We start from the raw sequence: 22,783 nt of genomic DNA, 5'->3' as shown, positions 1-22,783 counted from the left end.
AAGAAGAAGAAGGAAGAAGGAAGGAGGAAGAAGGAAGGAGCCATAATAAGTGTTTTTACAAATATGAGATGCTCCCTCACAGACGACCAATTTTTCAGATAATGGCAAGACGAATTGCCCGAAATCACCGACTTTCAAAAACGACAGCTAGATCAGATTAAAGCGGCTTACTTCAACTTGTGGCAGTATCGGCCGATACTGGAAAAAACCATCAGTTTGTCGATCGTCTATCCGCTGTTATTTGCTGGCGAGTTTTACAGCGTATTCCAAGTTTATGAAGTACACCGCGCTCTCACGCCCGTTTCTTTACAGTGCTCGCATCATTACTGATTCTGTTGCTCGAAACCCGGTTTCTCGCCATCTACATCTACATGGAATATGCTGTATTGATGAACCGTTGAAACCCTGATTTAAGCGTTGGTTTATGGCTGCGGAGCCTTTAATGTACCCGCCGCCAACCAAGCTGGTAAAGACATTGGGAATTATTGGAGAGGTTTTTGGGAGCAATATAGCTTCTTTGTCCGGGAGCATCTCATATTTGTAAAAACGCTTATTATGGCTCCTTCCTTCTTCCTCCTTCCTTCTTCCTTCTTCTTCTTTCCTCCTGACTCCTGACTCCTGACTCCTGGCTCCAATTTCTAGCGGAGGGCTGCATAAGTGAGATGCTCCCCTTTGTCCTTAAACTCGATAACTAAACTGGATTCGGGAGCAGAGGTCGAATTAACTCCATAATTTGGTCATACTTAAAGTTATTGACAGAATCAATTAGCGAATTAGAAAGGGTTGATTTAGATGCGGGAATTTGTTTGATTAGCTCGTTCATGACTTCAGGATCAACATAGTAGGCAGCTTGATACATTTGTTCTAACCACTGAGAGGACATCACGGCTATATCTTCTGGAGATAAAGAATCAACCAATAGTTTTTGGGAATCTTTTCCTACAACTGTGTAGATGTACTCTACTCCCAAGTGTTGAGCGAGTTTGTCAAAGACTATCCGTTCCTGAAATGGCTTACTGATAAAGTCGTCACAACCAGCCATAAGAGCTTTCTGTCGCTCTTCTTCAAAAGCACTGGCAGTTAAAGCAATAATGACAGTCTCTTGTCCCTGAGAGTGTTCTCTAATGCGTTTGGTAGCTGTGTAGCCATCCATGATCGGCATTCGTAGATCCATCCAAATCAGGTGTGGAGACCAACTTTCCCAGAGGGATAGTGCTTCAACTCCCTGTGTTGCTTCGCGCACCTCAAAACCGACTGAGGTAAGAAGTTTGACCAATAAGCGGCGATTTTCCTCTATATCTTCAACCACAAGGATGCGGTAAGTTGCTTGTCCTGGAGCTATACCAATCACTCTTTGTTTAAGCAATTCTGAGGCAAGGCAGACTGTTTGAGGTAACTTTACCCCAAGTTCAAAGTAAAAAATGCTGCCCTGATTCAATGTGCTTTGAACCCGAATCTGACTACCCATGAGTTGGACAAATCTTTGGCTGATAGCTAGACCTAGACCAGTACCTTGATTCAATTTATTCCCAGCTTCAGCTTGCACGAACGCCTTAAATAAGCTCTCAACTTCTGTTGGAGCAATTCCCACTCCAGTATCCTCAATTTCAAAACATAGGCGACAGGACGTTTGGTCGCTCTGTTCCGATCTTACTCGTAAGGTGACGCTTCCTTGATTAGTAAACTTAATCGCATTACCGAGCAGATTGAGTAAGACTTGATACAGTTTTTTCTCATCACTATGCACAAAATCGGGCAGATTGGGTTCTCGCTCGACAATTAGTTTCAATCCTTTTGATTGGGCTTTAATTTGCAACATTTCTTCAAGAGAAATCAGCAAAAATTTGAGGTCAAAGTCCGAAAGAGAGAGTGTCATCTGTCCGCTCTCAATTTTGGATAAATCTAAAATGTCGTTAATCAATTCCAATAAATGTTCCCCGCTACGATTGACGATCGCCAAATCTTGTTGGAGTTCGGGAGTCAGAACAGGATCGTAACTCATCAATTGCGTAAATCCCAAAATAGCATTGAGAGGAGTACGCAGTTCGTGGCTCATATTGGACAGGAACATACTTTTGGCTCGGTTTGCTGTTTCTGCTGCTTCTTTAGCTTGCTGAAGTTCCAACTCGGCTTGTTTGCGATCGCTAATGTCAATTAAATATCCCAAGATTTCCACTGGTCTACCTGCACTATCTCGAATTAGCCTGAGTTGACCGAGTATCCAGCGATAAACGCCATCTGAGCGACGAAGACGGTATTCATGGAAATAAAAATCATTGACGAATAGATTCTCTAAGCCATTAAGCACTCGTTCTAGATCATCTGGGTGTAAGTTATGCACCCAAAATTCAGAATTTTCTAAAAAAGTAATGCTTTCATAGCCCAATACATCTTTGACATTTTCGCTGATGAACGTTGCTGGATAATCGCCATCAGGTTGACTGCTAAAAATAACGACGGGGCTGTAGTTCAGGAGAAAGTTGAGGCGATTTGTGGTAGCTTGCAAAGCTTGCTCAGCTTGTTTGAGCTCTGTCACATCCTCCTGAACGGCAACATATACAGTTCCGTATTCAGGATGCTCAAACCTGGATGTATGAACTCTGCACCAAAAGAGAGTTCCATCTTTTTTCTTATTGTAGACTTCATATTTGGCTTCTCCGTTCTGATTGATTTGAGTGACAATATCTAGAAAACTTGCGTCTGGTGTTACCTCTGTATCGATATAATTCAAGACACCAACGGGTTGACCTGCGAGTTCGCCATTTGTGTAGCCAAACATAGCGTCAAATTTGGGATTGGTGTAGACGATCGTGAAATCTGAGGCTTTAATTAAACACACTCCACCTGCCATGTTCTGCATAATAACACTCTGAAGCTCTAGCGTCTTTTGAGCTTCTTTGCGAGGGGTAATGTCTTGGATTTGAGCAATAAAATGCCGTGGATTTCCCTGTTCATCTTGTACTAGCGAGCCATCAAGAAGAATCCAAATAATATGTCCTTCTTTATGGAAATACCGTTTTTCTATTTGGAAAGTTGAAATTGTTCCTGCTAATAGCTGATGTACATACCTAAGATCCATGTCTAAATCGTCAGGATGGGTAATGTCTTGGAAAGTTAACGCTAACAACTCTTCTGATGAGTAGCCAATAATCTGACATAAGGCAGGATTGACTTTAACCCAGTACCCATCCAGTGAAACGATCGCCATTCCAATTGAGGCATTTTCAAACGCATTGCGAAACTGCTCTTCACTGTTTCGTAAAGCCACCTCAATTTGTTGGCGTTCGTTTTCAGCCCGCTTGCGCTCATTGATCTCCTTCTCTAAGGCTTGATTTGCCACAATAAGTTGAGCTGGACTAGGTAAAGCTAAGGCTGATGGTATTAACAATACTAGCTCAGATGCAGTATATATAGAAATCAGAGCAGTAATAGCTTTAAGTCCTCCCGAAAGCCAATAAGTAGGAAACCAAAGCGTCCAAATTTCCATGATATGAGTTGTACCACAGGCAATTATGAAGGCGCAAAACAGAAAATATACTTTCTGAAATGGAATATCTTGGCGCTGTCGCACAAAGTAGATTAGCATGATTGGGATGGAGTAGTAAGCTAAAGCAATTAAACCATCGGATAAAATATGTAATCCTACTAAGTTTGTTTGCCAGAGATAGCAGTGACCATGAGGAATGAATCCTGCCGTCTCAAAAAATTGTGTAATCATACCTAACCTGCTTTATTCATGAGTGCTGAAGTGCTTAGCGATTGAGTTCTGCCATTGCCGACTTCATAGTCGCAGTCTTACCGGGAAAACCAGTTTTGAGTAGGGAGATGTCAAATTGCCAACCTAGCAGCACGAGACATCCGATCGCAATGACGAGTAGACTTGCCCTTTAAGAAATGTGCTTGTTCATAAATCGGCTGCTTGGGTTGAAAAAAGGTTCTCCTAATGTTACCCGAAACGAAGAAGGGCAACCACAGGGAGATTATCCCTACCTCAACAAGTCAGATTTTGTAGGGGCTGTGCCAGCGTGGCAGTCCTCGAACTCTGCTCACGCAGGATTTCTTTCTACCTCAAGTGAGTTGATAACCTAATAATTCAAGTATACTCTTGTTCATAGGGTGATATTCCTCTGGCAAGAAACTATGGAAAGGAGTAGGATTCTCGATAGAACTAGCGATAGAGTTAGCGAGCCAGCTACCAACTACCGCGGCAATATTTTAATTGTTGACGATCTGCCTGATAACCTGCATCTTCTGGGCCGTACTTTGAGGACACATGGTTATAAAGTTCGCTGTGCCACAACAGGCGCAATGGCGATCCGAGCCGCCCAATCGCCCTGGGCGGAACTAATTTTACTGGACATTAAATTGCCCGATTTGGATGGCTATGAAGTTTGTAAACAATTAAAATCTGACGAGCAAACCACAGGCATTCCGATAATTTTTTTGAGTGTTCTCAATGAAACTTTCAATAAGGTTCAGGGGCTTGCTGTTGGTGGGGTAGATTATATTGCTAAGCCGTTTCAAGTCGAAGAAGTATTAGCTCGTGTCGAAACTCACCTAACCATCCGACGGTTGCAACAAAGCCTCCAAGAGCAGAATTTACGTCTCTTGAGAGAAATGGAAGAACGCCAACGTCTCGAAGAGTCTCTCTTTGCCGAAAAAGAACTCGCTCAAGTGACACTCCAATCGATTGGTGATGCAGTTATTACTACCAATGCTCAAGGTAATGTGCGATTTTTCAATCCTATCGCTGAGCAACTGACAGGCTGGAAGGCTCATGAGGCTAAGGGACTCCCCCTGTCAACAGTCTTTGAAATTGTCAATGAAGTAACGCGAAAGCCAGTAGAGAATCCGATCGGCAAGACTCTGTTGGAGAAGCGAATTGTGGGCTTAGCTAACCATACTATACTCATTGCGCGCGATGGGACGGAGTATGCCATTGAGAACTCAGCAGCACCGATTCGAGACTGCCAAGGTCAAATTATCGGGGCAGTCATCGTCTTTCATGATGTTACCGAATCGCGCAATCTTGCTCGTCAACTCTCTTGGGAAGCCAGTCACGATCCTCTGACGGGTTTAATCAACCGTCGAGGATTTGAGCAGCGACTAATTGAGGCGATCGCCTCTGTTCAAGATAGCAATCAGGAGCACGCTCTCTGTTATTTAGATTTAGATAAGTTCAAAGTCGTTAACGATACCGCTGGTCATATTGCTGGCGATGAGCTACTGCGCCAAATCACTAGACTTTTACAAAAGGGAGTCCGCGCTAATGACACACTGGCTCGATTGGGAGGTGATGAATTTGGTCTTTTGCTTACTAAATGTCCCCTCTCTAAAGCCGCTCTAATTGCGGAAAACCTCAAAGACCTAGTGCATCAGTTTCGGTTTATTTGGGATAGCAAAACCTTTATCATCGGGGTCAGTATTGGAGTTGTTGCCATTAACCAAGACAGCCCTGATTTGATGGAGGTTATGGGGGCGGCTGATGTAGCTTGTTATGCTGCCAAAAGCAAAGGTCGCAACTGTGTTCATGTTTATCGTCTAGATGATGGCGAACTAATATAATTAGACAACGTGGTGAGACGCACTTGATTTCCAAAATCAGCCGTGCGTGAGAAACCAATCGTTTTTGTCTCTACTCCCAAAAGATGGGATCTATTACCTCTAACCCATCATTAAAGCATTATGAAATTTTGTTAAGAATGCTAGACGAAAACGGAGAAAGCGTGGCTCCCAATGAGTTTATTCTCACCGCCGAGCGTTATGGCTTGATAACCAAGAGCGATTGTTGTTGGGTAATCGAAACTTTTTGATTGAATTATCATAATTTATCGGGGCTAAAAGTTTTTAGTAAAGACTTGTATAGCCTTTCGATCTCTCATATGAGGTACTCATGGGCATAGGCCTCCGTGGGCATAGGCCTCCGTGGGCATAGGGCATAGGCCTCCGTGGGCATACCTCACTTTTTTGAGAACCGCTATAGACGCTCAATATTTCTGGCGCTAGCAGTCGAGTTTTTTTTAAAATTTTATTGTTCCATTTTATCCCGTTTTGGATGTTGAGGTCGCGGTCTCTAGTGTGAGTGACCGCACTTTTTTAGGTATTCCCACCCTCCGAGTTTTGCGACTTGTTCTCTCCCGGTTTTTTGGGCATCGCACCCTCGGACTTCAGAATTACCAAGGCGAACCGATCATGGTAAAAGCAGCCCAATAATAAGGATGCGAGAAATTTCGATCGCCCCTGGCAGTCAACTCCGACGGCAAAGGCAGAGCTTGATTGTTGCCCGATCGCACCAAATAACCATCTTGCAACCGCGCTTCGCCCCGCAACATCGCCAACTGCGCTTGTCGCAAAGCCTCAGCCTTAATCGGCGCTGTACGCAACTCCTGGTAAAACTCAGTCATCAGCCCCAAAGTAGCAACATCGCTGACATACCACAAACTCGCCAAAGCTGATTTTACCCCCGCGTGCACCGCCAACCCTGCAAACCCCAACTCAGCTTGTTCGTCCCCCACCGCCGTAGTACACGCACTCAAAACCAACAACTCCACCTGCGGGTTAGATAACTTCAACTGATCCAACTGATCCAACCGCAACTTAGTATCCCAAAACTGAATGTAAGAATTTTGGGCTCCCCCAGGCTGAAAATCGCCGTGAGTAGCTAAATGAATAATTTTGTATTGCGGTTGATTGCGCTTCTGCTTCAAATTTGCCAAAGTAAAAGCTTCATTGAGAAAAGACGAACCCGGCCAAATCTTGCCCACAATTGTCGATATTTCCAGCGGCACCGCAGGCAAAGGATTTTGATCGTATTTGGCAGGAAAATTCGACGCACCCATCGCTAACACTTCAGATCCCTTAACATCGGCATAGCGAGTATCAGTTAAACTCAAACTCGGAATCAGCCCCAAACTGTACTTTTCTACCAAAAACTGCTTGCCGTCGTAAAGAGCAGCCAAAGGCAAAGTTCGCAAACCGACATCCATCGAAAACACCAAAGTGTCAATCTTGTTAGCCTCCAATTCCGGTTGCAGCGGTGCAATTAACCACTGGTAAAGTTCCTCGGCAGGTTGCTTGTAGTCAGCAGTATTCAATCTCCTGGGACTTCTGATAGCATTAGTGAATTTTTTAGCAACTTGCAGGACTGTCTCGCGGCTTGCAGGCACGCTTTTAAAAACATTTTTGCCGTCTGGCAATAACAACACAAGTTCTAAATGTTTTTCTTTCGCCCACACGTAAAGGATGGCCGGTTTAACCCCAGTCAACTGATTGACGCTGCTGAGAGTATCTCGAATACTTTGCTGCGTGACTGACTTTTCAGTGACAGTGCCCCCAAAGTAACGTTCAAATTCCCTGCCCTGAGTTCTATCCCTTTGCTGCACTGCGTCGATCGGATTTATTGGCGCCATCGAACTCGATCGAGAAATCTCAGGAACCCTCACATTCCCCATACTTTCTGCTGTTACCGCACTCGCGGGCTTCTGTGCAGTTGCCGCGCTACGGTTTTCTGTCGCTGCAGGCGGGGCAAAATTGTCTTGTAACACCGACGGCGACAGCAGTACCGGGCCGGCCGCAGTCTCGTTCGACTGAGCCTCAACAAAGACACCAGCAGGTTCTGGCGAGACATTTGCGTTAGTGCTCTTTGGCACCGACGCTGCGGGGCCGAGACTCACCTGAGTCACAATTTGTTGAGAATTGGCTGTAGTTTTCAGTTCCACGGTGGTAGTTGGTGCCGGACTCGGCACGATCGCCAGCGGCCCGATCGCAGTTGAGGAAGTGGCAGTGTTCGACTTCAAGTTTCCCGTCCCAACCGTCGCCGCCGTACAGGTTCCCGACGGGCAAGTGCTTTGCAGCAGCGTCTGTGAACCCGATCGAGCCAGCCCGTCTGTAGAAATGCTAACCTCGGCGCGCTCAGCAGCCGTTCCTGTTCCCGCAGCCAGAAACGCTCCCCCCGCTTCGATTGCCACATCGCCGCCCGTATTGCCGCGAGCTTTGATCGAAACAACTTCAACATCTTTCTGCCCGGTAATTTGGCTCGAACCCGCACTTCCCGACTGCGAACTCGAATTGATCACCCCTGTAACGATCCGGCCCGGCGCCGCAATCGAAATATTTCCGCCGCTTCTGGCACCAAAAGCATCGATGTTGCCGGTTTCTACCGCACCGGCGCTGCGAATATTGATAGGGCCCGCCACCCCGGAAGTTGAGCGAGATGAAACCGTACCCGCAGTCAACTTGCCTTGACTGCTAGTGATGTTAATCCCCGCAGTCGAGGTAACGTCTCCGACGGCTACAGTACCGCCCATCAGAGAGATCGTGGCGTTATCAGTGCCGACGATCGCACCCGTTCCCACGATCGCGCCGGTGCCCGACGGCGATTGAATCGTCGTCGGATCTTGAAATGTCAGCGCTACTGGCGTTGAATTCGGCGTTGAATCTGGCGCTGGAGAACCAATCGAGATCACACCGCTACCGTCAGAACGCCCGATCGCGATCGAAGCAAACCCATTCCGAAAAGTGTTCAATTCAGCAGCAGTCAAGTTCAGAGCTTCTGTATCGCCAGAACCTTGAATTATAATATTTTGACTGGGATCAGCCGGTTGCAGCACCAGATTGCCCTTGCTGGCGATCGAATTTTTGTCACCCGTCAAGTCAATTTCGTTGCCGGTTAAAGTAATATTTCCCGGTGTTTTCGAGCCGCCAGCTTCGATCGCGCCTGCAGTGACTCCATTGCGTCCCGTCAGCGTCACATTCCCCGCGCGATCGCCCCTCGTGTCGATCGCCCCGGCAGTCACCGTGCCCTGTGCGGTAACACTAACATCTCCCGCCGAATTGCCTATATCTTGGGAAGAATTGACAGAAGTGTTGATAGTGCGGGCAGTTCCAGTAACTAGCTGACCGGTTGTGACATTGCCTGCGGTGCTGACGATGCGAATTTCCTGATTGTTGGTAGTGATATTTCCGGTACGGATATTGCCGTCAGCTTTGAGAGTAATTGAGGCATTGTCGGCCGCTGTCAAAGAATTTGTGGTAGTGATTGTTCCCAAACCCGCCGGCGATTGAATAATTAGCGGATCGTAAAATGTGAAATCGTTGGCCATGAGAATTGAACCGATACCGTTGCTGCGGCCGATCGTAATTCCAGCAAACCCATTTTCCAAACTTCCGAGGTCGTTTGCCGTCAGATTCAAATAAATATTAGTGCCGACATCTCCAGAACCGCCGATCGCAATATTTTGACCGGGGCTCCAAGGTTGCAGTACCAAAAAGCCACTACCGCTGACAGAATTTTTGTCGCCTTTGAAATTAATTTCATTACCAGTCAAAGTAATGTTTCCAGATCCCGCTGCGACGAAGCTCACTCCCAAAACATTCCGAGCCGTCACAGTTACATTTCCAGTCGCTTCCGGGCCGCTGGCATCAAGTTTTTGGGCCGTTACGTTCAGGCCGTCGAGTACAATATTCCCGCTGCTGCCGGTGCTGGGATTGGATGAAGAAATATTGTTGGCAATAGTCGAACCCGGACTAATCAAACTAATATTTCCGCCGTTACTCGACAAATTGCCCGCAGTAATTTGACTTCCCGAAATGGCTATCGCACCGCCACCGGTGCTAATTGTATCGGCCGCATTCATCGAAAAAACACCCGCACCATTGCGATCGGCATCTGCTTTCAATGTTACCGAACCAGTAGTTGCTTGAAAGCTCAACTGATTGTCCGCCAAATCAGCAATTGTAATATCATTGAGGGCTTCGAGAACCACATTTGACGTAGCCGACATACTTTCCAAAGCTGTAGCCGAAATTGTCAGCGAAGGCTCAGAATTGTTTTCCTGTCCTGGTGGCGTTCCTGTTGCCAAAATATTATTGTTGGCAATTATTGCCGCATCGCCCGCAGCTTTTGGGGAATCTGTAATTAAAATATTGTCTGGATCTAACAGCAAAGTCCCCAAACCGTTTGTCCCAGAGGTATCAACAGTACCGTTAAAAATCAATCTTTGCTTGCCCGACACTTCTACAAACCCCCCAACCCCTGCGGTTCCCGTTGCAGAAACGCCATTCGCGCTGATGCTGCCCAAAAATGCTGTAGTGTTGTCAGCCCAGACCAAAACTCTGCCGCCGTTGCCTGATTCAGTTGCGTTGGCGGCGATCGAACTTTTGCCATCCACGTAAGTCATCCTGGCCGTCGGCACAGTTCCCTCGCCTCGGTAATCTCCCCCGATCCGCACCGTTCCGCCACCGTCGGGCCCCGAAGCCTCAATCTTCGCTCCAAACAGCCCTACCTTGTCGCCCAACACGTTGACGCTTCCTCCGACGCCCCCCCTGGCAGACACGTCCGCAGAACCCCCTACCAGCGCAGTTCCAGCACCTGCAGGCACTGTTTGGCCGCCTGTGAGCACGACTTCACCTTGAGCGTTCGTAGTTATACCCGTAGCGTTAGCCACGCCGGGGCCCGAAAGCAGTCCAGGTAAACTCAGCGGAGAGAAGGGAACACCTTCGGAACCCGACACTCCGGCTGCTGGAGAAACTTCTAAACTCAGCAAAAGTCCGTTTTGACTCAACCGCACCAGATTTTTGTCTCCAACCGCCACCACAGTAATTTGACCGCCTGCGGCTGAAAGTGAGCCCGTACTGATCACCGTACCGCCCAGCAAAGTCAAATTTTGCCCCGCGCCGACAGCCAAGTTACCGGCATTGACAATACTCGCGGGCTGTGGGCCAAAAACAAAAGCATTCGGCGTTCCGACGAGGGCCGCGAAGTCGTTCGCCCCAGTACCGTTGAACCAGCCGTTGTCAAAACCGATACCGCTAGCGGTGGTAGCCAAAAAAGACCCGGACACATCGAGTCGGGCATTTGTTCCGAAGATAATGCCTGCGGGATTCATCAGCAACAAATTAGAATTGCCGCCGCTAACTTGAATTAGGCCGTTAATTAAGGAAGCGTCCCCGCCGACAACACGGCCGAGGATATTTTTAACGCTTGGGTTGGAGATGAAATTGGCAGTTTCGCCAGCATTCAGGCCAAACCGAGTAAAACTGTGGAACAAATTTGCTCCGTCTCTGGATGTAGTGCCGCCGTTAATGTCGTAGCGAGGAGGCGACCCTGTACCTGGGGCGGTGACAGTGGTTCCGGTGCCGTCTGGGGCTGGAGTAATAGATTGTGCTGCAGCAATTTGAGATTGGGGATAAATTGCCACGAGTACCCATCCGCTGCTGTTTTCTTTGAGGAAAACCAGGTTGGGTAAAAAATCTACTATCAAAAATCCAGCAAGGGGAATTGCTGCCATAATCGACCGCACAGCACGTTGAGCATTCATAAGTTTGCCTCGGTCTAGACCTTAATTCGAGTTTAAAATTGAGATTTTAGGTAAAAAAGAGTCGATCGCACCCCTATCCTGACACTTCTTAACGCGAACTCTCGATCGCAAATCTTAAAATTTAAGTCTAAATTTGATTGTGTCACCAACATAGCAAAGACTGACAGTAAGTGTCGAAACACAGGAAGTTTAAACAGAGAAAATTATGAGCGATCTAATTGTCCGTCGGATCGGTTTAACTGGGGGCATCGCCACCGGTAAAACCGCCATATCTAATTATCTGGCAGATGCCTGTGGATTTCCGATTTTAGATGCCGATATTTACGCCCGCGAAGCTGTGAACCCCGGTTCGCCAATACTTGACTCTATTGTAAAACGATACGGCGCGGGTATTCTGCTCCCGGACGGCAATTTAAATCGGCCCGATTTGGGAAGTATTATTTTTTGTAACGCAGACGAGCGGCAGTGGTTGGAACAACAGATTCACCCTTACGTGCGCCGCCGATTAGTTGAGGAAACTCAAAGCTGCATTGCTGCATCGAGTTTGGTATCCCAAGACACACAGGATTTAGGTACAAAGACTCAAGAAACCGGCTTGTTTTACCAAAAGCTAGAACCGAGTATTGTTGAAAAAAAACCCGGTTTCTCTGCCAAGACTGACACGTTGACTTTGGTTTTGGTAGTGCCGCTGCTGTTTGAAGCTAACATGACTGACTTGTGTACCGAAATTTGGGTAGTGTACTGTTCACCCGAAGTGCAGTTAGAACGACTAATGCAGCGAGACGGCTTGAGTTACGATCGAGCTAATGCCCGCATTAACGCGCAGTTGCCGCTAGCTCAAAAGTGTCAACAAGCTGACGTTATTTTGGACAACTCGTCAACCCTCGACTCGCTATTCCTGCTGGTAGATGTGCAACTCAGTCGCTGTGAGATTTGATATTTGAGATTGATTCCGCGATAGCGGTTTTAAAACCATGTTTTTTAAATCCCTGCGTGCCAGTTAGTCGATTTGAGAGGTGAGATTTGAGATTCAATCCACGATTTTGTGAAGGGGCTTTTTTTCCCCAACCGCTTTCGACTCCTCCTTCGGAGTGGCGCGTAAGCGCTCTTGTCACAAAGCAAGATCAGAAAAAATCAGAAAAAATAAAAGGTTCACAATTTATTTAAAAATACAATAGCAACGATTTATGAAGTTAATATGAAAAATTAGGCATTGCCCCCTTTAAGGAATCTCATTCACCAAGATATTTATATGTAACGTGCTGATGGCGCGCCTGGGTACTCTCCTGTTGTGTCTTTAATCCCCGGGTTGCCGCTTCAACTCAATAAATTATCGAGTTAATCATAAAAGTAGTAAAACTTTACAATTGGCGGTTTTTGTTTCTTTCTTGGAAGACTGTTTCAAAAGGATTCCAGGGGCGATACCCTTTTAGATTTGAGATTTGAGATTTGAGATTTGGGAATGATTTATAGCTACCAGGGTGGGGAACACGGGCATAGAAGAGTAGCATTATTTTTTTGAACATGGTCTTGAGTTCTGCTGGTTGCCCGCAAGTAGCAGACAACTAGAAATTACCCGCGAACAAGCGAGCTAGACGATGGATTTCACCCGCTTTTAACCAAAACTCAAAAAAATTGCAGGTGCCGTCACTTACTAATTGATGACTTCGCCACAATTATTTTTTTTATCCTGATAGCAGAGTACAGACTGCGTATCAAGAAGGGGAAAATACAAACACCAAAATTTATGATGCGCGTTTACTCTTCCATCCTGATGTCAAGCCTGTTACTGAGTGCTACCGCAGTTAACGCTCAAAGCTTAGAAACTCGATCGACCTTTTTTGCTCAAGACAACTCTGCTCCCGAAATTTTAACCGCCGTAGCCGACACTCAGACCTTTTACGATAAAGAGCAAGATAATAAGCCACCAGGACGAGGGGACGGGAGGGGAGATAAACCCTAAAAAAGCGATAATTGCGGGGAATTAGAGGGAGAATGGAAGAATAGAAAATTGCGATAAGAAGAGAAAAATTGAATATTTCGAGCCATTAATTGCGGACTTACGTACTGCGTAGCAAAAAACCGATTTTTCAGCGGTATTTGACGAGTCAAGGCATAATTTTTGGCTATTCCGGTTTTTTGGCCAAGCGTCCTCAAGATATCAGACAACACCAACGGGCGGGAAATGTTGCACTCAAAAAATAAAGAAAGGTAAAGCGCGAGTAGGAATCTTACGCTTTACCTTTTTTTTCAACTTTTGCAGCCTTAATCTTCTTCTGCAGCTTCGCCACCAACAACGACATCGCGAATCCGCAAACTCGGGCCGCCACAGCCGACGGGCAAACCGCTTTGCCCTGCCTTGCCGCAGCCGCCGGATTCATCCCAGTAGAAATCGTCGCCGATCGCCTCAATATCGGCTAAAGTGCTGAAAACATTACCCGCAAGAGTAACATCCCGCACCGGATTGTCCAGTTTTCCGTCGCGGATCATCCAAGCTTCGCCGGCACTGAAAGTAAACATTTCGCCGTTAGTCGTGCCGCCTTGCCAATTGCGCGCATAAACCCCTTCTTTGATTCCAGAAAATAAGTCAGCAACTGGCGTGTCACCTCGTTCGATCCAAGTATTCGTCATGCGGACGATCGGCGGATAATGATAATTCAAACAGCGAGCATTGCCAGTAGGCGTTTCTCCCAACTTACCCGCCGTTTCCCGCGAGTGCAGTCGCCCGACTAAAGCGCCGTCTTTAATTAACTGAGTAGTAGTCGCGGGAGTGCCTTCATCGTCGTAGAAATAGCTGCCACGGTGTCCCTCTGGCGCTGCACCGTCGAAAATTTGCAAGTTTTTGGGGCCGAACTGGCGGCCGAGGGTCATAATTTCCAAAATGTCGGGATTTTCGTAGGCCATGTCGGCTTCGGAAAGGTGTCCGAAGGCTTCGTGGACGAATAATCCGGTCAAAATTGGGTCGATGACGACGGTGTAGGTGTTGCCTTGGACGGGGGGTAAGGCTAGAGAATCTACAGCGCGCTGGGCGGCGCTGCGAACTTGAACATCGAGATCGGTTAAATCTTCGTAAGCTTTGCGGGAACCAGTGGTTTCGCGGCCGGTTTGTACGGTTTCCCCGCTGCGGGCTGTGGCGGCAAAGCGCATTTCCATGTCTGCCCAACCTTGTTCGAGCATGGTGCCTTCGGAGGTGGCGAGGATGATGCGCTGGGTGCTGTCGCCGTAGCGCACGGAGATCGTGGCGATGCGGGGGTCAATGCTGCGGAGAATCGCCGCGTAGCGATCGCACAATTGCTTTTTGTCAATTAGGGGAACCAGACGGGGGTCTGTTCCAGTCAGCGGCAGCAAGCAAATGTCTTGTACTGGCGTAACTGGCGCCAGGATCGTTTCTTCTTCGCCGATCAGTTTGGCCGCGGCGATGGCTTCTTCGATTCTTTCGGCGAGGGTGGAAAGTCGGTTAAAACTGGCAAAGCCCCAACCGCCTTTGTGGCAAGCCCTGACTTGGCCGCCAATTGAGACTCCTTCGCTGAGGGTTTCAATTTTTTCGCCCCGCAGCAGGATGTCGGTGCCTTCGGCTTCTTCCAGTCGAATTGCCAGATAATCGACTTGGTTGCGGTAGCGTGCCATTAAGTCGGACAGCAGATTTTTCGAGTCGGCGATCGAGGTGGGCATAAGGAAAGCACGGTGTTTAACTTACTTCATTTTGCACTTTTGTTAGGGCGATCGTCCAAAATATCGCCCCAAGCGCGGAGATTGCGACTTATTGGTACGGTTCTGCCAATATCGTTCCTTGACAAATGTGGATATCCTGTGAGTTAGGAGGAAGGTGCAAGAAATTATGCGGGATTTTTCGATCGTGCTGGTGCTTGACTCCTAACTCCTGAACTTTCCTATACATAAATACTTCACCCTTCATGCCTCCGAAGGTGGGTTTATAACTGTGAATACTTACTTTTTACCGACAATAAGCGAAATTTTAGCCTCCGAAGGCCAAGAAAATGACCTCCGTCTCTTTGATGCTAAGTTGGCGGGAGAAAACAACCGCCATCGATGTCCTGGAAGCCGTGGGGCTTCTCGGCTGAAAGCTGAACAGGAATGGTACGGGGCGATCGCAGCTTTGAATCAAATGCTCGATCGGCAAAAAGCAGGACAAAAAACAGATGCCGATCGAGCAAATGGTCGATCGACAATTCCCCATTCCTGTCAGGGATTGGTGTTGTCTGGCCCATCTTCGGTTTTGACTGACCCCGCTTTGGCCAACGGCTTTGCCAATTGGATTTTTACCAGTATTCCCGACAACGATGCAGCTTTGTGGTCTTTTCGGGCCAGACAAACTTTAGCTTTAATGCCGGCGGCTGATGTGCAAATATCAGTGCCTGCGGCGGCCCCGGCTTTGGCTTTGGCAAGTGGCGATCCCTTAGCCAACGAGCAGTTTTGTTTGGTTTTAACTGCTAGTTTTAGCCTGGTGATGGTTTTGGGTGAAAATTCTGCGGGAATTCCGGCTTTTCTATTTTCTTTCGATCCGCAAGTAGTCGCCAAAGCTTGGGAGGTTTTGCGGCGCAGGGTGACTGAAAGCGAATGTTTGCTTGCCAATTCTGACGGTAGCTTCAATTTACCGGTTAGCAAATTAACTAATAATTCTACTAAATTAGACGGGCTGTTCCAGCAGTTTTTGCCTGTGGAGCCAAATTATCAAACAGTGATGCAGTTCAGCCGCTTGCTGTTGCATAATCTGCCGATTGGGAAAGATGAAGCAGGCAGGATAAAGGATGAAAGAATTGATGAGGGTTTGAACCATAGACATCACAAGTTATCGGCTACAGATATCAACTGCAAATCTCCAATGCCTCTGGCTACTAAAGAGGTGGAATTGCTACAGGCGATCGCCCACGAAGTCCGCACTCCTTTGGCTACCATTCGCACGCTGACTCGATTGTTGCTGAAACGTCCCAAACTCGATGCGGTGGTGGTCAAGCGTTTGGAAATGATTGATGCTGAGTGTACCGCTCAGATCGATCGCTTCGGTTTAATTTTCCGCGCCGTGGAATTGGAAATGTCGCAAGCTAAAAATTCTGGCGTGCAGCTAACAGCAATGTCCCTCGGTGAAGTGCTACAAAATAGCATTCCCCGCTGGCAAAAACAGGCGGCTGTGCGAAACCACACTTTGGAAGTTATTGTGCCGAAAAAGTTGCCGGCGGTAGTCAGCGATCCGACGATGCTGGATCAGGTTTTAACTAATTTGATTGAGAATTTTACTCGAACTTTGCCTTCCGGGAGTCGCATTCAGGTGGAGGTGACATTGGCGGGCGATCAGTTAAAGTTGCAGTTGGAATCGGAACACTTACCTGAAGGTAATGTCGCATCGACTTTTGCAGAAGCGGCGAATGCTCCTTTGCGATCGATCGGGCCTTTGTTGATGGTGCAGCCGGAGACGGGAAGTTTGAGTTTAAATTTGAGCGTGACTAAGAATTTATTTCGGGCTGCTGGCGGGAAGTTGGTAATTCGCCAGCGACCCCAAAAGGGTGAGGTGATGACGGTATTTTTGCCGCTGCAATAGTTATTAATTATTGGCAAAATCTGTAGGGGCGGGTTTTACCAACCATCTATGTCAGAAATGAACAATATAATAAACCCGCCCCAGCCCAACGACAAATCCGAATTAATATTTTTTGAAGGGGATCGAACATCAGGTTAATCAGGGTTATTGGTTGGGTGGGGGCGGGTTTTTATAGATTGTTTCTGAGCGTCAAATATTGTTGGTAAAACCCGCCCCTACAGTTAATCAGGGTTATTGGTTGGGTGGGGGCGGGTTTTTATAGATTGTTTGTGAGCCTCAAATATTGTTGGTAAAACCCGCCCCTACAGCACGATCGCATTAATCAATTAAAATTTCAATGACAAACTCGGTTCCTTCTCCCGGTGTTGAAAAACAACTCAGTTGGCCGCCGTGTTTTTCTTCTACAATTTGACGCGCGATCGCCAGTCCTAACCCAGTTCCTTTGCCCACGTCTTTAGTGGTAAATAGATGGTCGAAGATATGATTTTTCACCTCTTCTGACATTCCTTTTCCGTTATCGGCGATGGAAATTTTTACCTTTTCACTTTCTACTTTTGTCTGAATAGTGATGTGATTGGGATGGGCTTGAATTTCGGCAAAAGTCCGTCCTTGATTCGATTCTTCTAAGGCATCGATCGCATTTGCTAACAAATTCATAAATACCTGGTTTAATTGTCCCAAATAACATTTTACTTTGGGAATATTGCCGTACTCTTTAATGATTTCAATTTCCGGATGCTTGTCGTTCGCTTTCAGGCGATGGCGTAAAATCATCAAAGTGCTGTTGAGGCCTTCGTGGATATTGGCCTCAACTTTATGGGCCGTATCGGCACGAGAGAAAGTGCGGAGGGAGGTGCTGATGTTTTTGATGCGCTCGCACCCTATTTTCATGGAACTCAACATTTTGGGTAAATCTTCTACTAGATAATCTAAATCTATTTCCTCTGCTTTCTCAATCAATTCTGCTTCGGATGGAGGAAACTTTTCTTGATAGAGGCGCAAATAATCAATTAAGTCTTGAACTCCAGCATGAGCTTCATTAATGTTCCCGGCAATAAAACCAACGGGGTTGTTGATTTCATGGGCAACCCCTGCCACTAGATTACCTAATGCTGACATCTTTTCACTTTGGATCATGTGCATCTGAGCTTGCTGAAGTTCATTCAAAGTCTGCTGCACTTGGTGATAGAGACGGGCATTCTCCAGAGCGATCGCCGCTTGACTAGAGAGAAAATTCAGCACTAGGAGGCGATCGCGACTAAACACCCCACTGGTTATCCGATTTTCTAGATACAAAATGCCGACCAAGTTCCCCTGATTTAGAATTGGCAAACCCAGCAAACTCTCTGGTTGGTGGTGGTCTAAATAATCGTCAATCACAGGCAGATCAGTTTTGAGGTGATCGATGGCAACTGCTGCTAGGGTGTTTTTGACATACTGGATTAATTTAACGGGAACGGTGGGATTATTCTCTAGGGGTTCCCTTTGCAGGCTAATGTTTTCCCAGGTAGCTATCGCCCGCACTTGCCATTGTTGATCTTGGCACAGCATCAGTACACAGCGATCGGCTCCAGAGTTTTGTAGCATGGTTTGGGTCACAATTTGCAGCAACTCATCCAGGTCGATCGTGCTGGAAATCATTTGGGAGATTTGCAGCAGAGTCGAAAAATCTAGAGCCTGGTTAATGGAGGTGCTTGAGGTACTGTGATGGGTGATCGAAGGAATTGAGTAGGTGGGATTGGTGAGGGTGGATAGGGTTTCTAAAATAGTGAAGGGTTGGACGCACTGTTGTAAGATGGGACGCAGCAGATCGGGATAACGTTTTTCTAGGTCATCGGTTTTGGCTTTTGCTCCCCAGCGAGCGTAACAATAGTAGGCTTCCTGCATATAGCCTGCGGCAACTTTTTCTTTGCCCCAATTGAGGTATAATTTAGCTGCGAGTTCGTTTGCTAAGGCTTCTTCGTTGAGGAATTCGTTTTCTTTAGCGAGTTGAATGGCGCGATCGTACAACTCAGCAGCCGGCCATTTTTCTTCAGCAACACGAGCCATCTCCGCCTCTAAAAGCAGAAATTTGGACAGACAGTTTTCAGGACAGTTGTGTGCCCAAATTTGAAGTTGTTGCCGATTATTCTGAAGAATTTCTTGATAATCTTTGGGTAGTTTTTCCGGTGCTTCCCCATAAAGTTGCAATACAGTCAAAGACTGATAAAAACAATGCACAATACGTTGAAATTGTCCATATAGTGCATTAGAAAAGTCGGCCGCCGCTACTAACATTTCATAAGCTTTAGCATACTCACCATAGGTAAAAAACAAAAAGGCTTTAGCGAAATAGTAAGTGCTACTGCCATAGCCATAGCCAATTTCATTGAATGTTGCTAGCGCCGACTCTTCATCAAATGTTTCAGAGCTAAGGCTATACTTCCCTATCGTTAGCCCTTGCAAGTTCTCTAGGAGCTTGCACTGAAGAATTAGGGCAAAGGCTGTCGTAATCTCAGTCCGTTCCGCAAAGCTGATGTACTTTTCATGTCGAGCCAGCAAACTGTGAATATCGCTTGAGACGATCGCCTGCTGCCAGAAACTGAACAGAGCACTGTGATGACACCAAGAAAAATCCCCTACCTCCATTGCCCCCTGATAAGCAGCTTGTTGCAGAACAAGATTGGAACTGACGTGCTTGCGCCAATGGTTGATAAAGTTGCCGAAGGACATATAAATTTTGCCATTCAGGGTGGTGTTATTAAATTTTTCATTCACCTTCAACCCTAAAAGTCCAAACTCATAGCCCAATTCATAGTCTTGAAAGCGTTGGCAGAGAATTGTGCCATACCAAACATAAACAAAACCCGCCACATTTGTATTCCCGTATTGCAAACAGAGATTGGTCATGTGTAAAACAACCAACACTAACAACTCCTGATTAGTTAGGTAAGTGGGCGGTACCATGTTCATTAGCAGTTTGATCTGCATCTGGCGTTCTTCATCGACAATGAGTGGTGCGTCGATTAGTCCGGCAACTGCGCGCTGATTTAAGGTTTTTTTAACTGCCAGAGCCATCGCTTCTAACTCCGCTTCGTTTGGCATAATCGCCAGTTCTAAGCCTAACAGTTTCAGCCCTTCAATTCCTACCTGAATCGCCTTTTGATACAGGGCATTATTTTGATAATGAGTTAGCTGAATCGCAATAATTTTGGCTCGCTCAAGACTTGATTTGGCATAACTAAAGGCGATTTGTATCAAATTTTCAGCTTCCTCAAAATGACCTGCTAAAAATTCAGCCTCAAGGCTTTCTAAATACATCGTAAATGTTAATTTATAAGCAGACTCCCATTTATTAGCTGGTAGAAAAGTTAAACCGAAAGCGAGATATTTGGTCGCCGATTCATAAGCAGTTGATAGTTTAGCTCTCTGCCCCGCAAAGAGGCTAATTTTAGCAAGCTTGGTTCGTTCTTCCTGCTGCGTGATTAGCTCAGAGCCAATGATAAAATGATTGATAATATCGAACACTTCTTCTCCTCTTTCAACCTCTGAGAAATTCGGCAGAAGTAACTGTCCAATTTTGAGATGGGTAGCTTGCTTTTTGTCATCAGGAATTAATGAATAAGCAGCTTGCTGAACCCGATCGTGGAGAAATTTGTAGTGAGGTAATTGAGCGGCGGTATTTGGCACGTTGGGGGTGCTTTTCCCCTCTTCTTTCCCTATATAAAACTTGTAAATTTCACTGGTTGGTAAGATGAATCCTTCTTGCAAGGATTTCCATAAATCGGCAGCAGTTTCTTCCGGCGACTTCTCGCTGACTACCGCCAATGTATTCAAATCAAACTGCGCTCCAATGCACGCAGCCAACTTCAGCACATCCTGAGTTTTTGGCGGCAATTTCTGCAATTGCACCGCCATAAACTCCACTACATCATCGGTGATAGTTAAAGCTTTGACTTTGGCGATATCGCACTGCCACCCCCCTGTTACCCCCCTGTGTCCTCCCCTGATAACGGGGGATGTTACCCCCCTCTCTCCCCCCTCCGTAAGGGGGCATGAAAGGGGGGTGGGATCAAACGCAATCAGCCCATCTTCCTGTAGCGCCCTGAGAAATTGCGTGGCAAAAAATGGATTGCCTTTGGTTTTTTGATAAACTAACTCGGTTAATGGCTGAGCAAGAGGGATCTCGCACGAGAGCGTATCTGCTATCAAATCGTTAATATCGACTTGACTCAGAGGTTCCAAGGTAATAGTATTTACCGTTACTTGGGATTTTTCCATCTCTGCTACTGCCAACATAAATGGATGAGCCGGAGATACTTCGTTATCTCGATATGCCCCAATTACCAGCAAATTCTGACTATCTTTTTCACTCATCAACACTTGCAAAAGCTTCAGAGATGCTGAATCTGACCATTGCAAATCATCCAAAAAAATCACTAAGGGATGTTCTTTTGTAGCAAAAACCGAGATAAATTTTTGAAATAGTAAATTGAAACGATTTTCGGCGGCACTTCCCGAAAGTTCAGAGACAGGCTGTTGTTTCCCAATAATTCGTTCCAATTCAGGAATTACTTCTACAATAACTTGACCGTTTTCGCCAAGAGCCTTGATAATTTTCCTTTGCCATCGTTCTAGCTGAGCGTCGCTTTCTGAGAGTAATTGATCCATTAAATCTCGGAAGGCTTGCACAAAAGCACTAAATGGAATGTTGCGTTGAAATTGGTCGTATTTGCCTTTGATAAAATAACCGCGTTGCCGAACTATGGGTTTGTGAATTTCATTGACTACAGCGGTTTTCCCAATGCCGGAAAATCCGGCAACTAGCATCATTTCGCTGCGGGATAAGTTCGAGTCCGCCCAGCCGCCCTTAGTAAGGCGTGAGTCTTCTTTTCCCTGGTTTCTCTCGTTCCCAGGCTCTTGTGGGGAACGAGATTTAGAGGGGTTTGCTACTCGAGCGAATGCTGCTAATAATGCAGCGACTTCGGTTGCTCTGCCGTAGAGTTTTTCGGGTATGATAAAGCGATCGCAAAAATCTCGTCGCCCAATGGCAAAACTCTCAATTTTACCTGTATCATTGAGTTGTTGCAAACAATTTTTTAAATCTGCTTTCAGCCCTAATGCACTCTGATAGCGACATTCGGCATTTTTTGCAATCAATTTGCTGACAATTTCCGAGAGGACAAGGGGAATTTCGGGATTAATTTCACGTACAGATGGTGGGTGCTGGGCAATATGACAGTGGATCAATTCCATCGGATCGCTGGATTGAAATGGCAATTTTCCTGTCAGCAATTCGTAAAAAGTTATACCTAATGAATAAAAATCTGTGCGGTAGTCAAGGCCGCGATTCATTCTTCCTGTTTGCTCGGGAGATAAGTAGCTGAGTGTTCCTTCGATCACGTTGGGACTCATCAGCATTTGAGTTTCTCGCGGCAGCAAAGATGCAATACTAAAGTCAATGAGTTTGACTTGTTTAGTCTCAGGATTTATTAAAATATTGGCGGGTTTAATGTCTTTGTGAATGATGCGGTGGCGGTAAAGTATATCTAATGTATTGCTTAGATCGATCGCAATTTGGAAAAAATCAACAAGAGATTGCACGGCTTTTCCTTTCCCCGTCCATTCCTTCAGAGAAATTCCCCCGAAGTCTTCCACAATCAGCGCATAGCCGTTGCGGTAGGGTTCCAAGCTGTAGGTTTGGATGATTCCGGGCAAATTTAGGTTTTTGGCGATCGTGTATTGATTGCGAAAATGCAAGAGTTCGCTGAAGCTGGGATACTCGTTTCGCAAGACTTTGATGGCGACCGGTTTTTGGTCCGAGAGGCGAATTCCGCGATAAACTAGGGTGCGAGTGCCTGAATAAATTCGAGCGAGAATTTGATAGCCAGTTAATTCTATCATAGCAATAATTATTTTTTAGATAAAT

Annotated in this window: 10 protein-coding genes; 5 read left to right on the top strand and 5 right to left on the bottom strand. The window is 46.4% G+C overall.

Translation table 11 applies throughout. The features are described from left to right. The first annotated feature begins 114 nt into the window (after nt 1–114). The gene (locus QUB04_RS27585) at nt 115–330 is read left to right on the top strand and encodes a hypothetical protein (RefSeq protein WP_333289374.1); all 216 of its coding nucleotides are present in this window, start codon (nt 115–117) and stop codon (nt 328–330) included. A gap of 361 nt (nt 331–691) precedes the next feature. On the opposite strand, the gene QUB04_RS27580 is transcribed toward QUB04_RS27585, so the two are convergent. Then, nucleotides 692–3,718 carry a PAS domain S-box protein gene (locus QUB04_RS27580; protein WP_333289372.1) on the bottom strand — a complete coding sequence of 1,009 codons (3,027 nt, stop codon included), beginning with the start codon at nt 3,716–3,718 and terminating at the stop codon, nt 692–694. A gap of 422 nt (nt 3,719–4,140) precedes the next feature. Between QUB04_RS27580 and QUB04_RS27575 the strand changes: the two genes are divergently transcribed. After that, nucleotides 4,141–5,565, top strand: coding sequence for a diguanylate cyclase domain-containing protein (locus QUB04_RS27575; protein ID WP_333289370.1), 1,425 nt, complete (start codon nt 4,141–4,143; stop codon nt 5,563–5,565). Nucleotides 5,566–6,173: 608 nt separating this feature from the next. Here QUB04_RS27575 and QUB04_RS27570 read toward each other — a convergent pair. Then, a complete protein-coding gene (locus QUB04_RS27570; protein ID WP_333289368.1) occupies nt 6,174–11,318 on the bottom strand; it encodes a CHAT domain-containing protein in 5,145 nt (1,714 codons plus the stop codon). 205 nt (nt 11,319–11,523) lie between these two features. On the opposite strand from QUB04_RS27570, the gene coaE reads away from it, so the two are divergent. Both coaE and patX read left to right on the top strand, forming a co-directional pair. Then, complete coding sequence (coaE, locus tag QUB04_RS27565) at nt 11,524–12,255, top strand: dephospho-CoA kinase (protein ID WP_333289366.1); 732 nt, start codon at nt 11,524–11,526, stop codon at nt 12,253–12,255. Nucleotides 12,256–13,065: 810 nt separating this feature from the next. Further along, complete coding sequence (patX, locus tag QUB04_RS27560; protein WP_333289363.1) at nt 13,066–13,281, top strand: heterocyst-inhibiting protein PatX; 216 nt, start codon at nt 13,066–13,068, stop codon at nt 13,279–13,281. Nucleotides 13,282–13,583: 302 nt separating this feature from the next. Here the strand turns inward: patX and QUB04_RS27555 are convergent, their stop codons facing one another. After that, nucleotides 13,584–14,990 (bottom strand): TldD/PmbA family protein, encoded by a 1,407-nt coding sequence (locus QUB04_RS27555; RefSeq protein WP_333289362.1) that lies wholly within the window; start codon nt 14,988–14,990, stop codon nt 13,584–13,586. Nucleotides 14,991–15,078: 88 nt separating this feature from the next. Next, nucleotides 15,079–15,216 carry a hypothetical protein gene (locus QUB04_RS27550; protein ID WP_333289360.1) on the bottom strand — a complete coding sequence of 46 codons (138 nt, stop codon included), beginning with the start codon at nt 15,214–15,216 and terminating at the stop codon, nt 15,079–15,081. 42 nt (nt 15,217–15,258) lie between these two features. Here QUB04_RS27550 and QUB04_RS27545 point away from each other — a divergent pair, with 42 nt between their 5' ends. Next, a complete protein-coding gene (locus tag QUB04_RS27545; protein WP_333289358.1) occupies nt 15,259–16,875 on the top strand; it encodes a HAMP domain-containing sensor histidine kinase in 1,617 nt (538 codons plus the stop codon). A 318-nt stretch (nt 16,876–17,193) separates the two neighbouring features. Here the strand turns inward: QUB04_RS27545 and QUB04_RS27540 are convergent, their stop codons facing one another. Next, a complete protein-coding gene (locus QUB04_RS27540; RefSeq protein WP_333289356.1) occupies nt 17,194–22,758 on the bottom strand; it encodes an AAA family ATPase in 5,565 nt (1,854 codons plus the stop codon). Nucleotides 22,759–22,783: the final 25 nt, after the last annotated feature.

It is taken from the genome of Microcoleus sp. D2_18a_B4 (genome assembly GCF_036702475.1).
In the GTDB taxonomy this organism is placed as follows: domain Bacteria; phylum Cyanobacteriota; class Cyanobacteriia; order Cyanobacteriales; family Microcoleaceae; genus Microcoleus.
This window is presented reverse-complemented; position numbering and strand designations above follow the sequence as displayed.